Source organism: Pseudomonas sp. LBUM1676 (genome assembly GCF_059695605.1).
Window position 1 is genome coordinate 4,135,874 of sequence record NZ_CP166777.1, and the last position, 21,894, is coordinate 4,157,767.

General features: G+C 59.1%; 20 protein-coding genes and 4 pseudogenes. 16 read left to right on the plus strand and 8 right to left on the minus strand.

Going from position 1 to position 21,894, the window contains the following annotated elements:
• Nucleotides 1-33 precede the first annotated feature (33 nt).
• Nucleotides 34-927, plus strand: a complete 894-nt coding sequence (locus tag ACA041_RS19165) for a LysR family transcriptional regulator (protein WP_497435806.1) — start codon at nt 34-36, stop codon at nt 925-927.
• A gap of 220 nt (nt 928-1,147) precedes the next feature.
• Here the strand turns inward: ACA041_RS19165 and ACA041_RS19170 are convergent, their stop codons facing one another.
• Nucleotides 1,148-2,713 carry an esterase/lipase family protein gene (locus ACA041_RS19170; RefSeq protein ID WP_497435808.1) on the minus strand — a complete coding sequence of 522 codons (1,566 nt, stop codon included), beginning with the start codon at nt 2,711-2,713 and terminating at the stop codon, nt 1,148-1,150.
• Between the two features lie 330 nt (nt 2,714-3,043).
• Here ACA041_RS19170 and ACA041_RS19175 point away from each other — a divergent pair, with 330 nt between their 5' ends.
• A complete protein-coding gene (locus tag ACA041_RS19175; RefSeq protein WP_497435810.1) occupies nt 3,044-3,649 on the plus strand; it encodes a M15 family metallopeptidase in 606 nt (201 codons plus the stop codon).
• 73 nt (nt 3,650-3,722) lie between these two features.
• Here ACA041_RS19175 and ACA041_RS19180 read toward each other — a convergent pair whose 3' ends face one another.
• Entirely contained in the window at nt 3,723-4,292 is a 570-nt protein-coding gene (locus ACA041_RS19180; protein ID WP_497435815.1) for a YceI family protein, read from the minus strand.
• 204 nt (nt 4,293-4,496) lie between these two features.
• Here ACA041_RS19180 and ACA041_RS19185 point away from each other — a divergent pair, with 204 nt between their 5' ends.
• From ACA041_RS19185 to ACA041_RS19205, 5 genes and pseudogenes are all read left to right on the plus strand, one after another.
• A complete protein-coding gene (locus ACA041_RS19185) occupies nt 4,497-5,252 on the plus strand; it encodes an SDR family oxidoreductase (protein ID WP_497442119.1) in 756 nt (251 codons plus the stop codon).
• A 14-nt stretch (nt 5,253-5,266) separates the two neighbouring features.
• A pseudogene (locus ACA041_RS19190) lies at nt 5,267-5,509 on the plus strand (2-hydroxycarboxylate transporter family protein); the annotation flags it as partial.
• A gap of 217 nt (nt 5,510-5,726) precedes the next feature.
• Complete coding sequence (gene acmB, locus ACA041_RS19195) at nt 5,727-6,911, plus strand: methyl acetate hydrolase AcmB (protein WP_497435818.1); 1,185 nt, start codon at nt 5,727-5,729, stop codon at nt 6,909-6,911.
• A gap of 104 nt (nt 6,912-7,015) precedes the next feature.
• A pseudogene (locus ACA041_RS19200) lies at nt 7,016-7,228 on the plus strand (transporter); the annotation flags it as partial.
• Nucleotides 7,229-7,245: 17 nt separating this feature from the next.
• Entirely contained in the window at nt 7,246-7,383 is a 138-nt protein-coding gene (locus ACA041_RS19205) for a hypothetical protein (protein WP_497442209.1), read from the plus strand.
• Between the two features lie 84 nt (nt 7,384-7,467).
• Here ACA041_RS19205 and ACA041_RS19210 read toward each other — a convergent pair whose 3' ends face one another.
• The 4 genes from ACA041_RS19210 to ACA041_RS19225 all read right to left on the minus strand — a co-directional run bounded on the left by ACA041_RS19210 (nt 7,468) and on the right by ACA041_RS19225 (nt 12,840).
• The gene (locus ACA041_RS19210; RefSeq protein ID WP_497435820.1) at nt 7,468-8,496 is read right to left on the minus strand and encodes an AraC family transcriptional regulator; all 1,029 of its coding nucleotides are present in this window, start codon (nt 8,494-8,496) and stop codon (nt 7,468-7,470) included.
• A gap of 183 nt (nt 8,497-8,679) precedes the next feature.
• Nucleotides 8,680-10,083 carry an MFS transporter gene (locus ACA041_RS19215; protein ID WP_497435822.1) on the minus strand — a complete coding sequence of 468 codons (1,404 nt, stop codon included), beginning with the start codon at nt 10,081-10,083 and terminating at the stop codon, nt 8,680-8,682.
• 614 nt (nt 10,084-10,697) lie between these two features.
• On the minus strand, nt 10,698-11,384 hold the full coding sequence (locus tag ACA041_RS19220; RefSeq protein WP_497435825.1) for a phosphoribosyltransferase: 687 nt from the start codon (nt 11,382-11,384) through the stop codon (nt 10,698-10,700).
• A 97-nt stretch (nt 11,385-11,481) separates the two neighbouring features.
• Complete coding sequence (locus ACA041_RS19225; RefSeq protein ID WP_497435830.1) at nt 11,482-12,840, minus strand: MATE family efflux transporter; 1,359 nt, start codon at nt 12,838-12,840, stop codon at nt 11,482-11,484.
• Between the two features lie 437 nt (nt 12,841-13,277).
• Between ACA041_RS19225 and ACA041_RS19230 the strand changes: the two genes are divergently transcribed.
• The 4 genes and pseudogenes from ACA041_RS19230 to ACA041_RS19245 all read left to right on the plus strand — a co-directional run bounded on the left by ACA041_RS19230 (nt 13,278) and on the right by ACA041_RS19245 (nt 16,305).
• The gene (locus ACA041_RS19230; RefSeq protein ID WP_154993582.1) at nt 13,278-13,550 is read left to right on the plus strand and encodes a hypothetical protein; all 273 of its coding nucleotides are present in this window, start codon (nt 13,278-13,280) and stop codon (nt 13,548-13,550) included.
• Nucleotides 13,551-14,377: 827 nt separating this feature from the next.
• Entirely contained in the window at nt 14,378-14,938 is a 561-nt protein-coding gene (locus tag ACA041_RS19235; RefSeq protein ID WP_497435834.1) for a lipid-binding SYLF domain-containing protein, read from the plus strand.
• A gap of 111 nt (nt 14,939-15,049) precedes the next feature.
• Nucleotides 15,050-15,544, plus strand: coding sequence for a PaaI family thioesterase (locus ACA041_RS19240; RefSeq protein ID WP_497435837.1), 495 nt, complete (start codon nt 15,050-15,052; stop codon nt 15,542-15,544).
• A 251-nt stretch (nt 15,545-15,795) separates the two neighbouring features.
• A pseudogene (locus ACA041_RS19245) lies at nt 15,796-16,305 on the plus strand (YkgB family protein).
• Between the two features lie 46 nt (nt 16,306-16,351).
• Here the strand turns inward: ACA041_RS19245 and ACA041_RS19250 are convergent.
• Nucleotides 16,352-17,197: a helix-turn-helix transcriptional regulator gene (locus ACA041_RS19250; protein ID WP_497435842.1), complete on the minus strand. Its 846-nt coding sequence runs from the start codon at nt 17,195-17,197 to the stop codon at nt 16,352-16,354.
• A 169-nt stretch (nt 17,198-17,366) separates the two neighbouring features.
• On the opposite strand from ACA041_RS19250, the gene ACA041_RS19255 reads away from it, so the two are divergent.
• The 4 genes and pseudogenes from ACA041_RS19255 to ACA041_RS19270 all read left to right on the plus strand — a co-directional run bounded on the left by ACA041_RS19255 (nt 17,367) and on the right by ACA041_RS19270 (nt 19,605).
• Nucleotides 17,367-17,771, plus strand: coding sequence for a hypothetical protein (locus ACA041_RS19255; RefSeq protein ID WP_497435848.1), 405 nt, complete (start codon nt 17,367-17,369; stop codon nt 17,769-17,771).
• Entirely contained in the window at nt 17,765-18,457 is a 693-nt protein-coding gene (locus ACA041_RS19260) for an RES family NAD+ phosphorylase (RefSeq protein ID WP_497435852.1), read from the plus strand. Before ACA041_RS19255 ends, ACA041_RS19260 begins: the two co-directional genes overlap by 7 nt.
• A gap of 144 nt (nt 18,458-18,601) precedes the next feature.
• Nucleotides 18,602-18,883, plus strand: a pseudogene (locus ACA041_RS19265) (hypothetical protein); the annotation flags it as partial.
• A gap of 179 nt (nt 18,884-19,062) precedes the next feature.
• A complete protein-coding gene (locus tag ACA041_RS19270; RefSeq protein ID WP_497435857.1) occupies nt 19,063-19,605 on the plus strand; it encodes a cupin in 543 nt (180 codons plus the stop codon).
• 80 nt (nt 19,606-19,685) lie between these two features.
• On the opposite strand, the gene ACA041_RS19275 is transcribed toward ACA041_RS19270, so the two are convergent.
• The gene (locus tag ACA041_RS19275) at nt 19,686-20,645 is read right to left on the minus strand and encodes a GlxA family transcriptional regulator (RefSeq protein ID WP_497435862.1); all 960 of its coding nucleotides are present in this window, start codon (nt 20,643-20,645) and stop codon (nt 19,686-19,688) included.
• Nucleotides 20,646-20,837: 192 nt separating this feature from the next.
• Here ACA041_RS19275 and ACA041_RS19280 point away from each other — a divergent pair, with 192 nt between their 5' ends.
• Complete coding sequence (locus ACA041_RS19280; RefSeq protein ID WP_497435866.1) at nt 20,838-21,890, plus strand: ABC transporter substrate-binding protein; 1,053 nt, start codon at nt 20,838-20,840, stop codon at nt 21,888-21,890.
• Nucleotides 21,891-21,894: the final 4 nt, after the last annotated feature.

A 21,894-nucleotide genomic window follows, 5' to 3' on the forward strand; every position in this document is an offset into this window, starting at 1 on the left:
GAATCGGAAAATACCTATGAGAGAGGCTCATTAATGCTTCGGGAAAACGCCAATGACCTGCTCGCCTTCCTGGCGGTGGCGCGCGAAAGAAGTTTCACCAAGGCGGCGGCCAAACTCGGTGTTTCCCAGTCGGCCCTGAGTCACACGATACGGGCACTGGAAGCACGCCTGGGGTTGCGCCTGCTGACGCGTACGACTCGCAGCGTGTCACCGACCGAAGCCGGACAACATCTGCTGGACACCGTTGGCCCGCACTTCGAAGAAATCGAGATCGAGCTGGTGGCCCTGAGCAATCTGCGCGATACGCCCGCCGGCAATATCCGCATCAACACGATGGATCACGCGCTGGAATACATTCTGTGGCCGGTGCTGAAACCCTTCCTCGCGAAGTACCCGGATATCTCGGTCGAGGTCTGTTGCGACTACGGTTTTGTCGACATCGCCGCCCAGGGTTTCGACGCCGGCGTGCGCCTGGGAGAAGACGTGGCCCAAGGCATGATCGCCACCCGCATCGGACCGGATATGCGCATGGCGGTGGTGGGTACACCGGCGTACTTTGCCGAGCGTCCCCTGCCAATCACCCCGCGGGACCTGACCGATCACCAATGCAACAACCTGCGCCTGCCCACCAACGGCGGCTTGTACGCCTGGGAGTTTAAAAAGGGCGACGACAGCTTGAAGGCCCGGGTGTCGGGGCAGGTGACGTTCAATGGTGTGTACCAGTTGCTCACTGCGGCGCTGGATGGATTGGGCTTGAGCTACCTTCCCGAAGACCTGGTGGCGCCGCACATCGCGGCCGGCCGGTTGGTGCAGGTGCTTGAGGATTGGTGCGCGCCGTTTGCCGGGTTTCATCTGTATTACCCGAGCCGGCGCCAGGCGTCGCCGGCGTTTGCCTTGTTGCTGGAGGCGTTGCGGTATCGGGGCTGAGTCCATGTGGTTATTAAGCGATCGATGTACTGGATCTGCTGGCCCCTTCGCGAGCAGGCTCGCTCCCACAGTGGATTCTCGGTGAACACTTCAACCGTGTTCGCCAGAGATCAAATGTGGGAGCGAGCCTGCTCGCGAAGGGGCCATATGCAGCACCGCTAAACCGAAGCCTTGAACCCCTCCTCCCGAAGCAACGCCTACGTTGGCGAATTCGGGAGTATCACTCAGGCACCTGCTCAACCTCGATCCTGAACCGCCCCTTGAAGCCCGTCCCCGTCACATCGAACTCCCATCCCTTGGCCACTTTTGTCATCAGCGTCTTGGGGTCGTCGACGTAACCGGGCGCCGCGAACTGCTCGCCGTCATGGATGAACATGGTGTAAGGCGGCAGCAGCAAGCCGCGAATGTAGTACTGTTTTCTGAAAATCACGTTGTCCGAAAAACCCACGCCAAACAGATCGCGCTCGCCGACATAAAAGTCCACGCGCATCACCATGTCCTTTTTGCCGATGCTGGCATCTTCCAGTATCGGCATGGTGTTGAGATAACCCTCCCAGATCAGCCGGTCGGGGCCGGCCCAACCGAACTCGACGGCGGGGTCGGTCAGGCTGGTCTTGGTGAAGGGGCCATAGCAGTTTTCCGAATCGGCGCCCTGATGGAACAGTTCGAAATCGACCCCGCGCGGTTTGATCGAGACGCCAAAAAAGAACTCGCTTTTGCCGAACATATCCATGCCACGCAGCACTTCACCTTCGACCAGCCGCAACCGCACCTTGACGTTGCCGAAAAAGAATCGCGTGGCGATCTCGAACGACTCCCTGGCCGTCACCAGCGAGTCGAACCCGCCATGGCACTTATGCACGAAAGTTCTCGGCGCACCTGGAATCTGCGCGTAGCTCTGTTTGACCAGGCCGTCGCTGCGGTTGTAGTTCATGCCGAATTCGTCGCCCAGCGAGAACAACCGGTTGCCCAGGGAGGCCGAGCCGACGTCGTAGGATTTGTAGTTGGTACCCACCACAGTCAGCAGGCGATCCAACGGGAAGTGCTTGCCGAATTGGGTAAATGAAGTGGGGTTATTCGGGTCTTTTTGAGTGGCGGGATTGAAATGTTCGATCTCCTGTTGCGCGTCCATCCCGACCCATTTTTTCAGGACCTGAAAGGCAATACCCTGATGGGGAGTGCCGAGGGTCACCACTTTGTTGATCAGATCGGCAGACTTGCGTTTAGCGTCCGGAATCGTCTGTTGGATCGCCTGCCGGACCAACAGCCCGCCCATGGAGTGAGCGATGATATTGACCATCGGCTCAGGCTGAGCGGGGTTCTTCAGCTTGGCCAGCGCCCGGATGAAATCGATCAGGCGCAGCAGTGCAGTGCCGTAGGCGGCCATGTTGCGGTCATTGAGATCGTAGTAGCGAAAGACCCACAACGTCCGGTTCGGATCGTTTGCCGTGCGGACCAGGTGCAGCGCCATGGCCGGATCGATGATCAACTTGCCTTTGCTGAAGAAATCCGAATCCAGCGCCTTCAGTTCAGCGGGAATGGGTGGGGTCGTACCGACACTCTCGCCGTAATAGCCGACGACATTGGTCGCGTCCTGGTATTGCCAGGAAGACTTAAGGAACCTGAGGATGAACCCTTCATATATATAGTTTTCGCCACGCTTCTGCGGGTACACCGTGCCGTCATTGAAGCCTTGATAGGTGGCCTTTTTCTCGTCTTCGACGTTGAGACCGCCGAACCCGCGGATCAGTATCATGGGTTGCGGCCTGCGCGTGGGTTTAGCCATCGCGACCTTCCTTTCCGACAGCTGCCGGTCACAGAAAGTGAACGTGCCGTCTATCAATGCCGATGCACTTATAGACGGCTCCCCAGACAACTTAGATGAGTAACGGTACATCAGCAACATACAACCATCACCGACTGAAAACTGATACTCCGACGTTACAGTTTTGTAATAGCGATGAAACAACCCACTCAAACTAATGCCAAGTTGATCAATTGCTTCGCAGCATCTAGAGTTTAATTAATTACTTCACGACGTTAAATACAACACTGTAACTCGGCACTTACAACAACTGTAACGCTTAGTTAACAGTGTCAGTACAGGAACAGAGCAATGGACATCCAACAGTTGATCTGTACCGTTCAAGCCGCTGTCGGCGTAGAAGTCGACGGCAAACCCGGCCCACAAACCTGGATCGCCATTGCCAAACGTCTGGTTCCCGATCAAGCCGTCGCGCTGGCAGATGATTCCACCGCTGACCTGGATCCCAAAAGTAAAAAGAACATCGACACCTTGCTGCCGCAAGTGCGCCCCTATGCCATTGCACTCATACAGAAAGCCAAACTTAATGGCATCAACATCAAAATCATCAGTGGCCTGAGAACTTACGAAGAGCAGGACGCGCTTTACGCCAGAGGTCGCCCTGACAATGGCCCGACGGTCACCAATGCCAAAGGTGGCCAGTCCAACCATAACTTCGGCATTGCGTTCGATATCGGTATCTTCGAAGGGGGCAAATACCTTGGTAATTCGCCCAAGTACAAAGCCGTCGGGGTATTGGCGATGGACCTGGGTCTGGAGTGGGGCGGAAACTGGAAAAGCTTTAAGGATGAGCCCCACTATCAACTGCGTCCTTCCTGGGCCAACGGGATGACCGAGAGGGATATGCTGGCTGCGCTCAGAAAACGCAGAACGGACCGTCAGGAAGTGTTTGTCTAGTGCGAACGAAATCCACTATCCCAGAGACTGATACCCTGCTGCCCTCTCCCGCTCACCACTGAGGGATCGCATGCTACTGCTGTGGCGCCACCATGCGAAACCTGATGTTGATATCGTTGGACACCACGCCATCGGCCCATTCGCCTTCACCGATGTTGAAGTCGCTACGCTTGACCGTCAGCTGGCCATCGAAAATGCCGATGGCGTTGTCGGCCTTGAGCTGCACCGGAACCTGCACCACTCGCGTCAGCCCCCTGAGCGTGAGTTGGCCGGTGATCAGGTAGCGGTCGTCACCCAGGGCTTGCACGCCGCTGGATTCAAACGTCGCAACGGGATAACTCGCCGTGTCGAACCATGCGGGTTTCTGCAGTTCTTCGTTGGCATCGCTGTTGCCGGCGTCGATGCTGTCGAGATCGATGCTCAGTGCAGCGTGGGCCGCAGCGGGGTTTTGCGTGTCGAAATCGAGGGTGGCCTGGAACCTGCCAAAGGTGCCATAGGCCCGCGAGGTGAACTGCTTATAGGTGAAGGAAATGGTGCTGGCCGTCGCATTCACCTGGGTGTATTGCGCGGCCTCGGCGCAGGGCAAGGCAGCGAAGGCGAGTGTGGCAGCCAAGGCCGCGGAAGGTGCAAATCGAGGGCTCATGGGATTCTCCCGTCAGGGCTCCCTGCTGCGTTGGGGCGCTGCGCACACGGGCCAGCCACAGGTGGACTAAAGCAAAGAACCGCGGTTTATTCCACCTGGCGCGCGGACTTCCGACCACCTGTCGGTCCACGCATGGGTGCGCCCGACGTTCCCGTCGAGCGGGTGTTTAATGAGTTCAGCACCCACCGCAACGGACAACTGACCATGAAAATCGTCGTCATCGGCGGCACCGGCCTGATCGGCAGCCAACTGTGCAAAAACCTGCAGGCGCTGGGGCATAAAACTTTGGCGGCGTCCCCCAGTACCGGTGTCAACATCATCAGTGGCGAAGGCCTGCTCGATGCACTGAACGAAGCCGACGTGGTGGTCGACGTGGCCAACTCGCCCTCGTTCGAAGACCACGCGGCGCTGCACTTTTTCGAAACGGCCGGGAAGAACCTGTTGGCGGCGGAGAAAGTCAACGGCGTCAAACACCATGTTGCGTTGGGCGTCGTCGGCACCGAACGCATGCTCGACAGCGGTTACTTCCGGGCGAAGATGGCCCAGGAAAAACTCATCAAGGCATCGGGTGTTCCCTACACCATTCTGCGGGCCACGCAGTTCTTCGAGTTCATCAGTGCCATTGCCTTCTCGGGGCGCGAGGACGGCGACACCATCCACCTGACTTGCGCCGCGTTGCAACCGGTGGCCTCGATCGATGTGGCCGCCGCATTGACCGACATCGCCTTGAAAATGCCGAGCAACCAGACCGTGGAAGTGGCCGGTCCCGAGCGCCGGCCGCTGGTGGAGTTCGTGCGGGACTACCTGCAGCACATCAAGGACCCACGCCAGGCGGTTTCGGACGACACGGTTCCGTACTTCGGTGCGCCGGTCAACGACCAGTCGTTGACGCCGGGGGATAACCCGATCCTGGGGGCGACGCGGTTTGAAAGCTGGCTCAAGAACACCGCGCATGGCTGATTGGGTGCATACCCTGTGGGAGCGGGCTGGTTTCGATGACCATTGCCGGCTTCTTTATCGGCAACCTGAAGAAAATGTACCCGATCGAATCGGCCATCGTCACCTGCTGCCACAGCGGCCTGGGCGGCACCGGGGATGTGGCGATCCTGTCGGCGTCCAACCGCATGTCGCTGATGCCGTTCGCGCAGATCTCCACGCGTATCGGCGGTGCCTCGACGGTGATACTGACGACGATATTGCTCGGGATCTTTGCCTGAGCCGTTTTTTTCGCATCGCCTCATCTCCCCGGCATTTAAATTAACTGCCTGATCCCGACATCCTCTGCCGGCAACCGACAGACGCCCTGATTGCATGTTCTTACTCTCCACTGGCCCCGACGTTCAGCGCTTCACGTCGGGCCAGCCAGTCCTACCACTGCACACCTCGCCATGAGCGCCAGCCGGTCCATGGAGGGGTGTAGGGAGAATAAGAATAATGAATACAGGTCTTACTTCGTCACTCAACCAGTTGCTCGATACCGTCACCGCTGGACCGCTGCGCGTGCCTGGCGTGGTCGCCGCCATCACCGGGCGTGACTGCTTGGTCTATGAAGGCGCTTCGGGGCAACGCACACTCGGTCAAGTCGGGGAAATGACCACCGACAGCGTCTTCGCCCTGTTTTCCGCGACGAAAGCGATCACCGCCACGGCGGTGCTGCAGTTGGTCGAGGAAGGCCGACTGGATCTCGATGCGCCCGCCACGGACTACCTGCCGATGATCGGCGAACGGCAGGTGCTAGAGGGTTTTGACAGCGACGGCAGCCCTCGCCTGCGCTCGCCGCAAAACCCCATCACCACCCGCATGCTGCTGCTTCATACCGCAGGCTTTGGTTATGAGTTCTTCAACGAACACTACAACCGAATGGCCCGGGAACAGGGACTTCCCGGCATCATCAGCGGGTCTTTGGCGGCGCTGCAAACGCCCTTGCTGTTCGAGCCCGGAGAACAGTGGGAATACGGCTCCAACCTGGATTGGGCCGGCCTGGTGGTGGAGGCTATTACCGGACAGCGCCTGGGCGAAGTCATGCAGCAGCGTATCTTCGAGCCGCTGGGCATGACCGATACCGCCTTTACCATGACCCCGTCGATGCTCCAGCGGCGAGCTTGCCTGCACCAGCGTGAATTGGATGGATCGCTGAGCGTACTTGAGGATTTCATCCTGCCCCAGGATCCCGAGGTGCATATGGGAGGCCATGGCCTGTATTCGACCGTGCAGGATTATTGCCGGTTTATCCGTGCCTGGCTGAACGATGGACAAGGCGATCACGGGCGGATCCTGCGGCCGGAGACGATTCGCCTGGCGGAAAAAAACGGCCTCGACAACCTGAAGATCAAAGCCCTGCCCGGCGTTATCCCGAGCCTTACCAACACCGCGGAATTCTTCCCGGGCATGCCCAAGTCCTGGGGGCTGAGTTTCATGATCAATGACGAGGATGCGCACACCGGTCGCCCGGCGGGCTCTCTGGCCTGGGCTGGGTTGGCCAATCTGTTCTATTGGATCGATCGCAAGAACGGCATCGGTGGTTTTTGGGCCACCCAGATACTGCCTTTCGCCGACCCCATCTCGGTCTCTGGTTATCTGGGTTTCGAAACGGCGGCCTACCGCTATCTGACCCGCTGAGCCATTCACTGACGCCGTTCAGTTCCCATGTGAGCCCTCGGGCTCCAGGCGATGGCGTCGGCGATCTGATCCTGGCGAGCACCCTGTGGCTGGTGAATGATCCGGTGAAAAACCGTTACTGGGGCATTGCGCCCTACCTGTACGTGCCGACCGGTCACTATGATCGAAACGATGCGCTCAACCTGGGTGAGAACCGCTGGAAACTGACGTTGCAGACGGGCTATGTCACCGGCCTCACTGAAAGGTTGTCCCTGGACCTCACCGCCGACGTGACGCTGTTCGACAAGAATGACGACCTCACGGGCCAGGGCCTTACGTTGCGCCAGAAGCCACTTTGGCAAGCCCAGACCTACCTCAGATACGCGGTAACGCCAAAGCCCAGGCCCTGCTCAATTACGGCCAGGACGTATCGGTCGACAACGGTTTCAAGGAACAGCAGCGGGTCAACCTGCGATTGTTGTGGTTGTTCTGACCCGAGACGAACAACCGGCTTTTTTTTGGGGCACCGGAAGGGTGGGATGGACGCCACCGCCGGTGCCCTTTTTTTTGCGTCGCGCTAGCGCAAACGGCGCTGCAAGGTGTGCGAGGGCAGTTCACTGAAACGCCTGCGATAGATCCCGGCAAATTCACCCAGGTTCAGATAGCCCCATCGAGAGGCGATGACCGCTACCGTCGTGCTCGAATGCGGATCGGTCGCCAACAAATCCCGGCGAGCCCCCTGCAACCGCTGCTCGCGCAAGAATGCACCGGGGGTCATGCCGCGGAAACGCGAAAAGGCAGCACTCAATGACCGCACACTGGTCCCGACCGCGCCGGCCACCTCTGCCAGCGTCGGCAGGTTCGCGGCATTGGCACTCATGAACTCTTCGGCAGCCCTGACATAACGCGGGGCGATCCGGTTCATCGGACTGCTCAGATCAAGGCCCGCTCGCCCGGCGCGGCTGGCCCATTCCTGCAGCAAGTGGACGCAAAGATTGTGCTCCAGGTGTGCCCCCATGCGTCCTTCGGCCATGTGCCCGGGAGCCTCGGCCACACAGCGAACGGTGTACTCGAGCAGACTCAACCAGCTCGAACCGACCCCGCCGATGACACACTTGTGTCGCCAGAATCGATCATCGGGCACGAACCCGAACCACTGATGCGCCATCCGCTCCAGCAGGGCATGGGGAATGGTCAGATTCAGCTGCAGGTGATCCGGGTCCAGGTCGATCCGGTAATCGACCCGGCTGCAATTGGCAATGAAGGATTCGCCCACAGCGGTATCTTCAGTGACCGAACGCTGCGCCCAGTGCCGGGCATTGCCGCGAACGGTCGTGAGCAGCAGCGCGTTCCCGGCCTCGGGGGAAAAATCATCGATGCTCACCGCCACGCCATAGGCAAACCGCGTCAGCGTCAGCTCGCCGATCCTCGATGAGTGCATGCTGGCGTGCGGCTTGATGGCCTGCCCTACCGGACATACCCGATAGGGCATATACACGCGATCCGACCAGTCGCTGATTTCATCCCATTCGGTGGAAAAATCCTTGTGATGCTGCTGTATCGGCTTGCCGCTGACATCGGTTAACAACGCCTGCTCGAGAAGCATAGAGGCACCTGATCTTGTTTTTTGTCGGGCTGATGCGTCCGCTGGTTCAAGATCATCCGGTGCCTGTGCTGGCTCGTAAAGGGCTTTTTTGGTTATTCATCCGGGCTCGGTGGCGAGCCCCATCGAGCGGTCATGCGTTTACCTGCGGTTTGAGTAGAACGTGCGCCAGTGCCGGGACAGGATCTACAGATCGGTGATTTCCTTATGGCGCGGCACCAGCACTTTCATCACGCTCCACGCCACCAGATAGGCCAGCGCACAGATGGCGAACATGATCATGTAGCCGGTATGGATATCGTTGATCGTTTTGTAATAGTCGAACACCCAACCGCCTAATTTGGTCATCGCGACACCGCCCAAGCCGCCCGCCATACCACCAATGCCGACCACGGAAGCGATGGTTTTTTGCGGGAACATATCGGACACGGTCGTGAAGATATTGCACGACCATGCCTGGTGCGCCGAGGCGCCCACACCGATCAGCAGCACCGGCACCCAGAAACTGATGTAACCCAATGGCTGAGCCAGCAATACCAGCAGTGGGAAGAGCGCGATCACCAGCATGGCTTTCATGCGACCGTCATACGGCGCGTCGCCGCGTGCCATGAAATAGCTCGGGAACCAGCCACCACCGATGCTGCCCACCATGGTCATGGTGTACAACACGGCCAGCGGCAGCACGATGGCCTGGCCCTTCATGCCGTATTGCGCGGCCAGGTAGGTTGGCAGCCAGAACAGGAAGAACCACCACACGCCGTCGGTCATGAACTTGCCGAAAGCAAAGGCCCAGGTCTGGCGGTAGGTCAGCAGCTTGAACCAGGATACTTTTTTTGCGGCGGCAGCCGAGTCCGTGCTCTCCACGGCCTGCGCGCCCTGGTCGCTGCGGATGTAGGCCAATTCCTCTGCCGACAGGCGTTTTTGCTCATCCGGTTTTTCGTACAGCGCAATCCACACCGCCACCCAGACGAAGCCCAACGCACCGATCACGATAAAAGCCGCTTCCCAGCCCCACAGGGCGGCAATCAGCGGCACGCAGATCGGCGCCAGGATCGCACCCACATTGGCCCCGGAATTGAAGATACCGGTGGCGAAGGAGCGCTCCTTCTTCGGGAAGTATTCGGCGGTGGCCTTGATCGCGATCGGGAAGTTGCCCGCCTCGCCTATCGCCAGCACCGCGCGAGACAGCATGAAGCCGGCAATCGAGACCGGGATGACGGCGAGGCCCAACGCGCTGCTCAGGGCGCCGATCCCCTCACCCATCGGTACCGCAAAGGCGTGCATGATCGCGCCGGTCGACCAGATGCCGATCGCTACTATATAGGCGGTCTTGGTGCCGATCTTGTCGACCACACGGCCGGCGAACAGCATGGAAATCGCGTACACAAACTGAAAGACGGAAGCGATGTTGGCGTAATCGGTATTGCTCCAGCCAAATTGCGTCGAAAGATCCGGCGCCAACAGACTCAGTACCTGACGGTCCAGGTAATTGACGGTGGTGGCAAAAAACAACAGCGCGCAAATGGTCCAGCGGTATTTGCCGACGGCCTGGCCGACTCGTTGCGCGATGATGGGCTCGTTCAGATTCATGGCATCACTTTATTGTTGGATTATGGTGATGATCTCTCGATTTTGAGCGAGATCAATTGGGTCGTGGAGCGTCGCCAGAACGCGGTCAGTGCGCGTAAAGGCAGGCCAGATATCGCCGGGTCTTGCGATCAATGCGCGAGCACTGCCCGTTCAGCTCATCAGCGTGGAGGCTCGAACACTGCAGGGGCTTGAAAGGCGTGATCCATGCTCAGCGGCAGGCGTTGGACCTGTGACGAGTGGCATCAGGCGTTTGGCGGGGAAGTCGCATGCAACAGGCCGGCTGTGTGCAGAGGGAAGCAGCCTGGGTTGAAGCCATCAGGGGCGGCATTCAGGGAGCTGAGCGAGCGGGCTGAATTCATGAGGGGTCGACACTTTTATTTTTAGAAGATGAACAGCCGATGATTCGTCTGTCGTCGTACAACTGTGCTTTTTATATCGAGATCAGTACCTGACTGTCAATCTGAAAAATCGCCGCTCGTCTCAAAGCGCTCTCGTGGATACCTCACTTCCATGCACAGGGCATGGGCTGCGCAGGCTACCAACCCCGCGTTTTCTAACTGCGGCGCAGGTAAAATCTGAGCAATGTTGTACGATGACCATAATCAAGTGCCAATTTATTTTCGTGGTTGTCCGACGCTATCCTCTCTCTGCCAGGCCCGCTGCAACAGCTTGATCACCTCTGCATCCGGAGTCTGGGAAAAATCCATATACCAATGGCCGATCGACATGAACCACTCCGGCACCACCGGGCAGATCAGCTCATCCACTTCACTGCGCAAGGCCTCCGCCGTCTCGATCGGCGCCACTGGCACGGCGGCGACAATGCGCGACGGCGCCTGCAAACGCACCGCATGAATCGCCGCCATCATCGAGGCGCCTGTCGCCAGGCCGTCGTCGATCAGGATCACCACCTGATCCTTGAGCTGAACCGGCGCGCGCGCTCCCCGATAAGCCTGCTCACGCCGCAACAGCTCCCGGGTTTCCCGTGCGACCACGCCATCGAACGTGGCCTGATCAATCGGATGCGCCCGCAGTGCATAGTCATTGAGAATCTGTATCCCGCCGCTGGCAATGGCGCCCATGGCGAACTCCGGATTCGACGGAGCCCCCAGCTTGCGCACCAGCATCAGGTCCAGGCGAACCTCCAGGGCTGTGGCCACTTCATAGGCCACTGGCACCCCGCCCCGAGGCAAGGCGAGGACGATGACATCGGGCCTGTGCGCGTATTTGAGCAACGGCTCCACCAGACGACGGCCGGCCGCTGCGCGGTCCTGCAAGATGAGTGGCGATGAGGAACTCATTTGAACGCCTCCTCAGGCGATCACGCCTGGTGGTTCACATCACGGGGTCGTCTTATGGATTGTCGGTCTGACAGTGGCCGACATCAAGCCCGCCCTCCTACACCAACCGCTCAATCTTCTGATGCTGCCAGACCATCTTGTAATACGCCGTCTGCAACACCAGCATCCCCAGGTACGCCACTGGAAACGCCATCCATACGCCCTGCAATCCATAGTGCCCGTCCAGCACATACGCCACCGGCAACTGCACGCCCACCACGCACACAATCGAAATCGCCATCGGCACCAGCACCGTGCCGCTGGCGCGCATGATGCCGCCGATGATCGCTTGGAAGCCGAACACCAACAGGCTCCAGAGCATGATGTGCAACAGGTGCTCCGCCTTCGCCCGGGTGGAATCATCCGTGAGGAACAACCCCAGCAACCAGTGCGACAGCAGATACCCCAACACTACCAGGCCACCGGTCAGGCACACATTGATCAACAACCCCGTGCGCAGAATCGGCCCGATGCGCTCGATGCGCCCTGCCCCGATCGCCTGGGCACCCAGAATCGACGCCGTGATCGCAATCGACAACGCCGGAAACTGCACGTAATTGACGATCTGCGTCACCGCCCCATACGCCGCCGTCGCCTGTGAACCGTGCTGGTTCACCAGCGCCAGAATCACCAGCTCCGACACCGACAGCACCACCATCTGCAACCCGGTCGGGAGCCCGATACGCAACACCTTGCCGAGAATCACCCGATCCAGGCGCATCGCCGCAAACATCTCCCGATCCGGCGCCAACGGATGCCCCTTGCTGATCAACCGCCACGCCAGCCACCCCATCGCCGACAAGTTACCCACCAACCCCGCATACGCCGCACTCTGAATCCCCATCATCGGCAACCCCAGCCACCCCCGAATCAACGCCGGCGTCAGCGCCAGACCGATACAGGTCGACACCACCAACGCTATCAGCGGCGACACCGTATCGCTCACCCCGCGCAGCAACTGGGTGAACAGCACGTAGACCAGCAGCGACGGCATGATCCACATCATGACGTGGGCGTAGGCGACGGCGTCGTCCAGCACGTCGGCGGGCGTACCCAGGCCCTGCAAGGCCGGTCTTGCGAACACACTGCCCAGCACGGCGGCCACCAGCCCGATGATCGCGCCCAGCAGCAAGGTGGTCGCGGCGATGGTCTTCACCAGATGCGGTTCCCGCGCGCCCCAGGCCTGGCCGATAAGCACACCCGCACCCGCGCCGAGGCCGATGACCAGGGCGATGAAGAAGAAAACGATCGGGAACATCCCGGACACGGCAGCCAGGGCTTGGGTGCCGAGCATCTGGCCGATGTAGATGCTGTTGATGGTGCCCGACATGGATTGGAGAAAATTGGAGAGGACCATGGGGGCCAGGAACAGGAGGTAGGTTTTCCAGAGGGGGTGTTGGGTGGTGGGGGTTTGCATTGGGTGGAAGTCCGTCTCGACTGCTGAGTTGGGATTCTAGAGGATAGCGTTAGCTGGGATGACAAGTTGGATGAATGTTTCGGCGCTGTTTCGATCAATTCAGCAACGTTGATTATTGGTCCTAGGACGGCATAAAAATTCCTACACAAACCTCGGAATCCCTCACCTTCCCTGTCGTTCTGATGAAGCTTATAGTCGGCCCCGTCGCCCAAAATGGCGATTCGGGTTTGGCGACCCGAGATACGAATGCGAGGGCCGCCTGCTCATTTGCAGGCGTCGTCGCAACTGCAAAACCGCTGTACTATGGCGGTTGCGCGCGGGAGACCCTCGGGTCTGCCGGTTTTCGTTCCCGGTTCGCCAACCTGCGCGCAACTGCCACCTTATTCGTTTGGCGACGATCTGTTGGCGTTCTCATCTAACTGAACGAGATCTCACCTATGGAAAGATACATGCCCCTCACCGGAATCGACCTGATCCCGGCCTCCCTGCTCATCGACACCCAAGCCCCGCTCGACGTCCTGCAAGCCATGGCTGACCACCGCATCCGCACGGTCACTCAAGTGCTGGAAAACATCGCCTACCGCGCCGAACTCGGTTGCGACACGGTAGTGCTGAAGGATTTTTCTCAGCTGTTAGCCATTCCGTTACGCGACGGTTGCGACTTGATGGACGTGATCGGTCGACGCTTGCGAGCGCAGGCGAAGGAGTAAGTACAAACGGGCGCCTGAATGGGCGCCCGTTTCTGCAATTTCGATCTGTGCGTAAAAGCGTGTTACGGATCCTTTCGTGACCCCATTGACCGAAGCCACCGCACCAAAAAAAATGTGAAATAAAATGTGCAGAATTTTCACGATCAACGTGAGTTTGGTGGGAAGTCGAACGCCTAAAACCCGGATCGTTACATCCAACCTGCCCGCCCGATTTGCGCAAGATATTTTTCCGGATTTACATCGACAGTTTCAATAATCCGCACTGAGACACACGCCCTCGAAGCCGGCTGCTGTCAACGTAGAAGGCCGGCCAGATGATTCTCAAATCTACTTTTTTGCGCACAACGACTAAATAGATCCGTCCCTGAGGGATGTCGGGCATCTGGTGCAGCAGGGGCGCCTGGTTCGGCCGGTCAAGGAAGAGCTCCCGCTGAGGGGGGCGGTTCAGTATTTGATGATCAACGAGAAGAAGGCAGATGATCCTGCGTGTGGGCGTTTGAAGGACTGGTTGATTACTCAGTTCAAGTGAGGGGAACAGTGAGCGGTACGATTTTGCATGGGAGGCGCTCATCGACACTCGAGAATCCACAGAGAATATCCAGATTCGGCCATCGCATGCATTGACGACGAACCCCGCCGATACGCAGAGGTCAAAGCCAGTGATGACCTCGCCAATGATCAAAGGCCTCGGGCCTGCTTCATTCAAGGGCGAAGCCAGGAGTTCTCACACTTTTGGGTGCGCCGGATAACTTCAGTAGGCTCGGACTCTGCCGAGGGCAGGCGCTGACCGCTGCTCACATCCCTTGCTCCCGTATCGGAGTACGAAAATGACTCAGTCAATGCGCTTCTTCCTATCGATCGTCCTCGCGACAGCCTCGCTGGCCTCGGCGAGCTTGCTGAACACTGCAGGTGCGGCAACTGCCGAGGATTTGGATGCCGACTCCCGGCAAGCATTGCAAACGCTGTACAAGGCCACGCCCTTTGCCGAAACCATTTCGAAAAACGCCAAGGCGATACTCATCTTTCCGAAAATCATCAAGGCCGGCCTCGTGTTTGGCGGCAGTTATGGTGAAGGCACATTGATGAAGGGCAAGAAGGTAGAGGCTTATTACAACTCCGTCACCGGGTCATGGGGGCTGCAGGCGGGCGCTCAGTCGTATGGCTATGCGTTGTTCCTGATGACCGATAAGGCCGTTAACTATGTCCGCGAAACCAAGGGCTGGGAAATCGGCGTAGGACCGACTGTGGTGGTGGTGGATGAAGGGGTGGCGAAGAATTTGTCCAGCTCGACGTTGAAGGACGATGCTTACGCGTTCATTTTCGACCAGCAGGGGCTGATGGCCGGGGTCAGCATCGAAGGCACCAAAATTTCGCTGATCAAACGCTGAAGCCGGTCGTTTGGCGCAGGGATGCGCCAGATGCAAAAGTGCCGGGCACCACTTCACGGTTCAGCGTTAAAATCCGCCAGGTTCGGTTCACATTTTTGAGGATGACCAGGTATGTCCAGGCTTGATATCTCCCTGCAAGACAGCGCCGCACCTGAAGGCGTTTGTTTCGGCTGCGGCAGCAGTAATCCACACGGGCTGCACATCAAGAGCTTCTGGCACGAGGACGGCGAGCATGTCATGGCCGAATACTTGCCTGAAGCTCAGTATTGCGGCTGGCCGGATCTGGTTTACGGCGGAATGATTGCAATGCTGGTGGATTGTCATTCCAACTGGACGGCGATGGCTTATCACTACCGCATGGAACAACGGGAAGTCGCCAGCCTGCCGCGCATCAATTGCGTCACGGGCAACCTGGGCATCAAGTTCATCAAGCCGACGCCGATGGGTATACCGCTGACGCTGCGTGCGAAAGTGGAAGGTGATGTCGGGCGCAAGACTCGCGTCATCTGTGAGGTCTATGCGGGGGACGTGCTCACGGCCATCGGAGACTCCACTTTTGTGCGCGTGGATGCCGGGCAACTGGCCGACGTCGCGCATAGTCGTTAGCCGCGTCGCCTTTTTATCTCGAGGCGCACGGGGTTTCTACCGAAATCCTCACGAGCGCCTTAGCGCCCCAGCCTCGTCCACCGAGGCCGGAAAACCGCCCTGCTCTTTCAAGACCGGTAGTGGGTCAAGACGATCTGCACAGTTTGCAATACGTTCAGAACCCAAGCGCGTGGCAACACAGACAACAATGTCGCCACGCCCAACGTAATCCGCGCTGGGTTTCGAGTCTCAAACTATTGGAAGCCTTGATCATGACTACCTTGAATGTCGAACACTGCAGCTTCATCGACACTTCGAAAAAATTATCGCTGGGAGCCTGAACAACGGCGCTTGGAACCTACGGTGTGTTCTTCGCCCTCGCCGTCATCTACTTCTGGTTCGGCGGCATGAAGTTCACGCACTATGAAGCGCAGGGACTGGTTCCGCTGGTCAGCAACAGTCCGTTCCTGGGTTGGGTTTATGACATTTTCAGTGTCGATACCTTTTCCAGTCTGCTCGGTGTCCTGGAGGTCTCGATCGGCGTTCTGATTGCCGGTCGGTTGCTGTCACCGAAGCTCTCATTGATCGGTGGCGCGTTGTCTGCGGGACTGTTCTTCACCACCTTGAGCTTTATGTTCTCGACACCCGGCGTGATTGAACCCGGCCTCGGTTTTCCAGCCATCACGGTGGCGCCGGGTCAGTTTCTCCTGAAAGACATCGGGTTGCTCGCCGCCTCCATCTTCGTAGCCGGTCATTCGCTAACCGAGCTGGAAAACCGTTGAACCAATGATATTGACTCCCGGGATGGCCTGCGGCAGTTCGATGCTTTCAGGCCATTGCCCCATCCTCTTCTCCTGCCAGATCCTTCATCCAGCCCCGCGGGCTGCAACCCGTCTTGCGCCGAAATGCGCGTGCCAGTGCCGAGGGACTTTCATAACCGACCTCGGTCGCAATGAGTGCAATCGGTCGCCCTTCCCGCAGGCGTTTCTGCGCCAGGCTGATCCGCCAACTCAACAGGTAATCGGCAGGTGTCTGCCCTATGACGGATCGGAAATGCACGGCATAGGCGGCACGCGACATGTTCGATTCGCCCGCAAGTTCCGCCACCGACCAGGCACGCTGGGGGGCGTTGTGCATCTGCACCAGAGAGCGCGCGAGCCGCGCATCGGCCAATCCTGCCATCATGCCGGTACGCAGTTGCCGGTGGTCGAGCAGATGCCGGAACAACAAGATGATCAGCAGCTCGAACAAGCGATCCAGCGCAGCCTCCCGACCACAATGGCCGCCTGCCGCCTCACCGAACATCCATTTCAGTGTATCGGCCAGCAGCGGCAACTCGTTCAGGGACAACACCAGTAAATCGGGTAACGAAGCCGACAGCGGGTTGTCGACGCCCCCCTCGAACTGCATGGCCGCACATAAGAGTTGCGCCCCTTCGGGCTCCCTGGCGAACAATTGATGTCGGCTTGAGCGTGGCAGGAAAATCAGGCTGGGCTGACTCAGCAGCTGGTCCTTGCGATCCGGCAAAAGCAACGTGACGCTGCCTGCCTGCAGCAGATGGATATGGCCGCGCTGGTCCGCGCCATCGTATGACGCCATGCCGCAAAGCTTGCCGTTGTAAAACAGGTTTGCGCGCACGCCGAACTGCGAGAACAACGTAGACAGGCGATCCATGGGCAATCTCGTGGCGGGACAGGGACGCTCAGTATCATATCACCGACGCTTTTCGCTGCTGTTTTGCTCGTGCGCGCTGGATTCCATGGTGTCCACTGGTCGAGACAATTTGCTCCATAGAGCCAATATACCTATATTTGAGTCTATAGATTCATTGTGAGGTATTAACATGGCAGTCGCCCTCCAGGAACAGGCATTCACCAAGAGCCAGTGCGTTGCGGGTCTGCGGGCTGCTGTCGGCATTCTCGAAAAATGGGCGGCGTCCAGCGATCAGGCTTGTCGCATCCTGCGTATTTCCCGCAGCACCTACACCCGCGCCCGGCAGCGCGATCCCGCCTGGGCGGTGGCACTGGACTCGGACCAGATGCAGCGCATCAGTTTTGTGCTCAACATCCACGCCGCGCTGCGCCTGGTCTTCGATAATCCGGAAAACGTCTATGGCTTCCCGTCGATGACCAACGACAACGAGTTTTTCAATGGGCGCAGCCCGCTCGAGATCATGTCCCAGGGCGATATGATTTCGCTGTATGAAACCTTTCGGCGCATCGACGTGCTGCGGGGGGCGCAATGGTGAGGGTCGGCGACCTGGCAGAGCTTGTCGGCGAGCAGTTGCAATCCTATCGACTGGTCAATTCGAAATTTCCGCCGATTGCGCTGTTTGATGACGTTGCCGACGAGGATGAGTTTGAGGTGCTGTATCAGATACAGGCGCTCACCAATCCCAGGCTGAAAAATGAAGTGGGCCACCTTGAATTGATTCCACGAGCCGAAATCCCCTTCGGCATACCTGGCTGCTCTTACGCAACCGCGCCTTTTACCCACGTCAACCCGGCGGGTTCGCGGTTCAGCGATGGCAGTTTTGGGGTGCTGTACCTGGCCGACACGATGGAAACGGCGCTGGCCGAGGTTCGCCATCACCAGAGCCTGTACTGGTCGAATGTGCCGAGCCTCAACTATGAGCGGTTCGTGTTCCGTGGGCTGTCCTGTTCCTTTGTCGACGTGGCGATGAAGGACGCTGCCGCCATCCCAATGACTGATCCTGTTTATGATCCCGACGATTACACCCATTCCCGGCGCCTGGGGAAGTCCGTCAAAGAGGCGGGATGTCCGGGTCTTCGCTACCACTCTGTGCGGATGCAGGGCAGCTATTGCTGGGCGCTGATGACGCCAAGGCCGGTTTTATCGATTGTTCAGGCAGCGCATTACGAGATGGTCTGGAATGGGCAGGTCACCAGTGTCAGCAAGATCAGCGAGGCTTGATCACGATCCCCGCCCTCACCCACGCAAATCACGCCACCCATTGCCGGCGTCGATAGTCACCATCAACCCAATGAAGTTCTCTTAAAAAATCCGCGGCGTAACATCGCATCCATACCAAACAACTACACCCCGGAGCACACCATCATGAAACGCCAAATCTTCCTCAGCATCGCTTTCTCGGTTTTTGCAGTTAACGCTTTCGCCGCTACCTCTGCTCACCCGGTTGTCGCTGAAGGCGGCTCGGATCGTCTGATTGAAAGCCGTGTGGCTGAGGGTGGTTCGGATCGTTTGATTGAAAATCGCGTTGCGGCGGATGGCTCGGATCGGCTGATCGAAAACCGCGTGGCTGCTGATGGTTCGGATCGTCTGATCGAGAATCGTGTTGCCGAAGGTGGTTCTGATCGTCTGATCGAAAGCCGTGCGGCGTAAATGAATGGTTTTACCGCGGCACCCAACGAAAAACCCGGCCTCGCCTGCCGGGTTTTTTTATACCCGGCAGGTTGTCATCCCGTGACGCACCTTCGCGAGTACCGGGAGTCATAGTAGACATGCCTCATTCATCACGATTTCACACACTGGCACTACCAGGTTCTGGAGGTTTTCCCATGACCAACTCCCAGGCTGTAGCAACTCCCGCACAACCGCTGTTGCTCGAACGCAACGGCTGGGTACCCAACAACCCGCGCCTGCCCGTGCTGATTTACCCCAAGGCCATTGCCATCCAGGGCAGCGACCCGGCGGCGCTGTTCGAGAAAACCTTCAACGCCAATGGCTGGCCACCCCAATGGCGCTACGGCGTCTACAACTACCACCACTACCACACCGAAGGCCATGAAGTGCTTGGCATCGCCAGCGGTCACGCCCGTCTGATGCTTGGCGGCCCGCAGGGACATGTGCTGGAAGTCGGCCCGGGCGATGTGTTGCTGTTGCCAGCGGGCACCGGCCACTGCAACCTGGACTCCAGCGACGACTTTCTGGTGGTCGGCGCCTACCCGCCGGGGCAGCACGCCGATATCTGCCGCGAAGCGCCGAGCGCCGCACAACTGGCGAGCATCGCCGAGCTGCCGTTTCCCGCCCGCGACCCGGTGCAAGGTGTGGAGGGTGCGGTACGCCAGTATTGGACGATGGCATCTAGCAACGGCACCTGACGATCACGACGGCGACCATGCGCACAAGAAGCAGGTCTCCAGGGGAATCCGGGTGATGGGTCAGTGCGGCAGGTGAACGTTCATCCATCCGACCGCTCCTGACGCTGATACTGCCGCGGGCACACGCCAAACCGGGCGCGAAACTCGCGAGAGAAATGTGCGCCGTCGGAGAAGCCGCAGTCCATGGCAATCTGGGTGATGCTGCTGTGGCTGTTCAACAGCAGCCAGCCGCCGTACTCGACCCGCAGCGAGCGCTGGAACTCCATGGGTGACAGCCCCAGCGCCTGCTGGAAGGCCCGTGTCAGCTGGCGCCGCCCCAGCCCTACATAGCGCGCGATGGCATCCAGGGTCGGCAGGCTGTCCATGCGCTGCTCGATATAGTGCGCGGCCTGACGCACGCGCTCATCCTTGATGTCCGCCAGGTTGGCATAGAAGTGCGCCTGCGGCTGGCGCCCCGGGCGAATACCCTGCAGCATCATGTGCCGCACCGCTTGCTGGGCCTTTTCCCGGCCGCAATGCCGGGCCACCAGGTACAACCCGAGGTCGATCGCCGCGGTCGAACCGGCACAGGTGATCAGGTCGCCCTCGTCGATGAACAGATGATCCACCGCCGCCGGGGTCTTGGGGAAACGCGCCCGGAACGCATCCAGCACGTTCCAGTGCACGCACACCGAACGACTGCCGACCACGCCCGCCTGCGCCAGGGTGAAGGTTCCCGTGCAGATGCCCAGCAAGCGCGTGCGACTCATGGCAGCGCGCTGCAGCCAGTCACGCAAATTGTTGGGCAGGTGGGTATTGAGGTAGTCGTTGCCGCCGCAGATGGCCACGTAATCGAACTCTTCAAGATCCTGCGCTAGCCCCCCGGACACCTCCAGCGTGATCCCGGCACTGGAGGTTCGCGGTAATCCGTCCACACTCATCACACGCCAGGCCGTATGGATCTGCCGGCTGCCCCCGCCGAGGTCGGCGGACAGACGCAATACATCCACCAGACCGGAAAACGCCGCCAGGGTGAATTGATCCAGAAGGACCAATCCCACTGACAGCAGCGGACGACTGCCTGCCCCGGTACCGGGGGAGTCAGGTGGAAGGCAATCTCGATGCAGCGGCGTCATTTTTGGCATGACCTAACTATTCAACTTTAAGACCCCGAAGTGCAAGCGCTCGCATCGACGATACGAGCAAGATTCAGACAAGGGGAACAGTCCAACAACGCCCCAAGAGGACTCACGATGAAACTGAAGACAGGTAAGCAAATCACCGTTGCTCTTTTAGTTACCGGCTGCATCTCCTCATCGGCCGTCATGGCTGAACAGCAAAAGCTGACCGTTGCGTTGTATGGCGGTAACTGGGGCGAGGCGTTCCTCAAATGTGTTGCAGAACCTTTCACGCAAGCGACCGGGATTGCGGTGGCAGCCGAGGTCGGCACTTCGACCACCACCCTGGCCAAACTCCAGCAACAGAAATCCAGCCCGACGATCGATGTCGCCTGGATGGACGGTGGCATCAGTGAATTGGCCTATGCCGCCGGGGTCGTCGCCGATCTCGATCCGGCAGCCATCCCCAACCTCAAGAACGTGCAGGAAAAAGCGATCTACACCGATGCCGGCCATACCTTCGCCGTCAGCAGCGGTTTCTATTCCCTTGGCCTGACGTACAACACCAAGGAAATCAAGGAAGCGCCCACCAGCTGGAAAGACCTCTGGAAGCCGGAGTTTGCCGGTGCCATTGCCCTGCCCTCGCCCGCCAACTCTTCCGGGGTGCCCTTCGTGTTCTTCATGGCTGATGTCTGGGGCATCGACCGGGCCAACCTGGAACCGCTCTACACCAAGCTGGGCGCGCTGGACACCGCGCTGTTCTTCGACAGCTCGGGTGCGGCCACCAATGCCTTTCAGAGTGGCGAGGCGATCATCGGCGCGCACTTCAACGTCGGCGCCTGGGACTTGATCGACAAGGGTGCGCCCATTGGTTTCACCATTCCCAAGGAAGGTGCCTGGGCCACCGATGCGCGCCTGCACCTGATCAAGGGGGCCAAAAACAGCAAGGCCGGCGAGCAGTTCATCAATACCGCGTTGACCAAAGAAGCGGCGTCCTGCCTGGCCGGCAAGCTCTACCTGGGGCCGGCGGTCAAAGGTGTCGAGGTCGCGGATGACGTGGCCCGCAAGCTGCCATGGGGCGTGGGCGGTTCGATCGACAACCTGCGTCTGTTCGACTGGGGCCAGATCAACGCGCAGCGTGCCAGCGTCACCAACGACTGGAACCGCAAAGTCACCGCCAAAAACTAGCTCA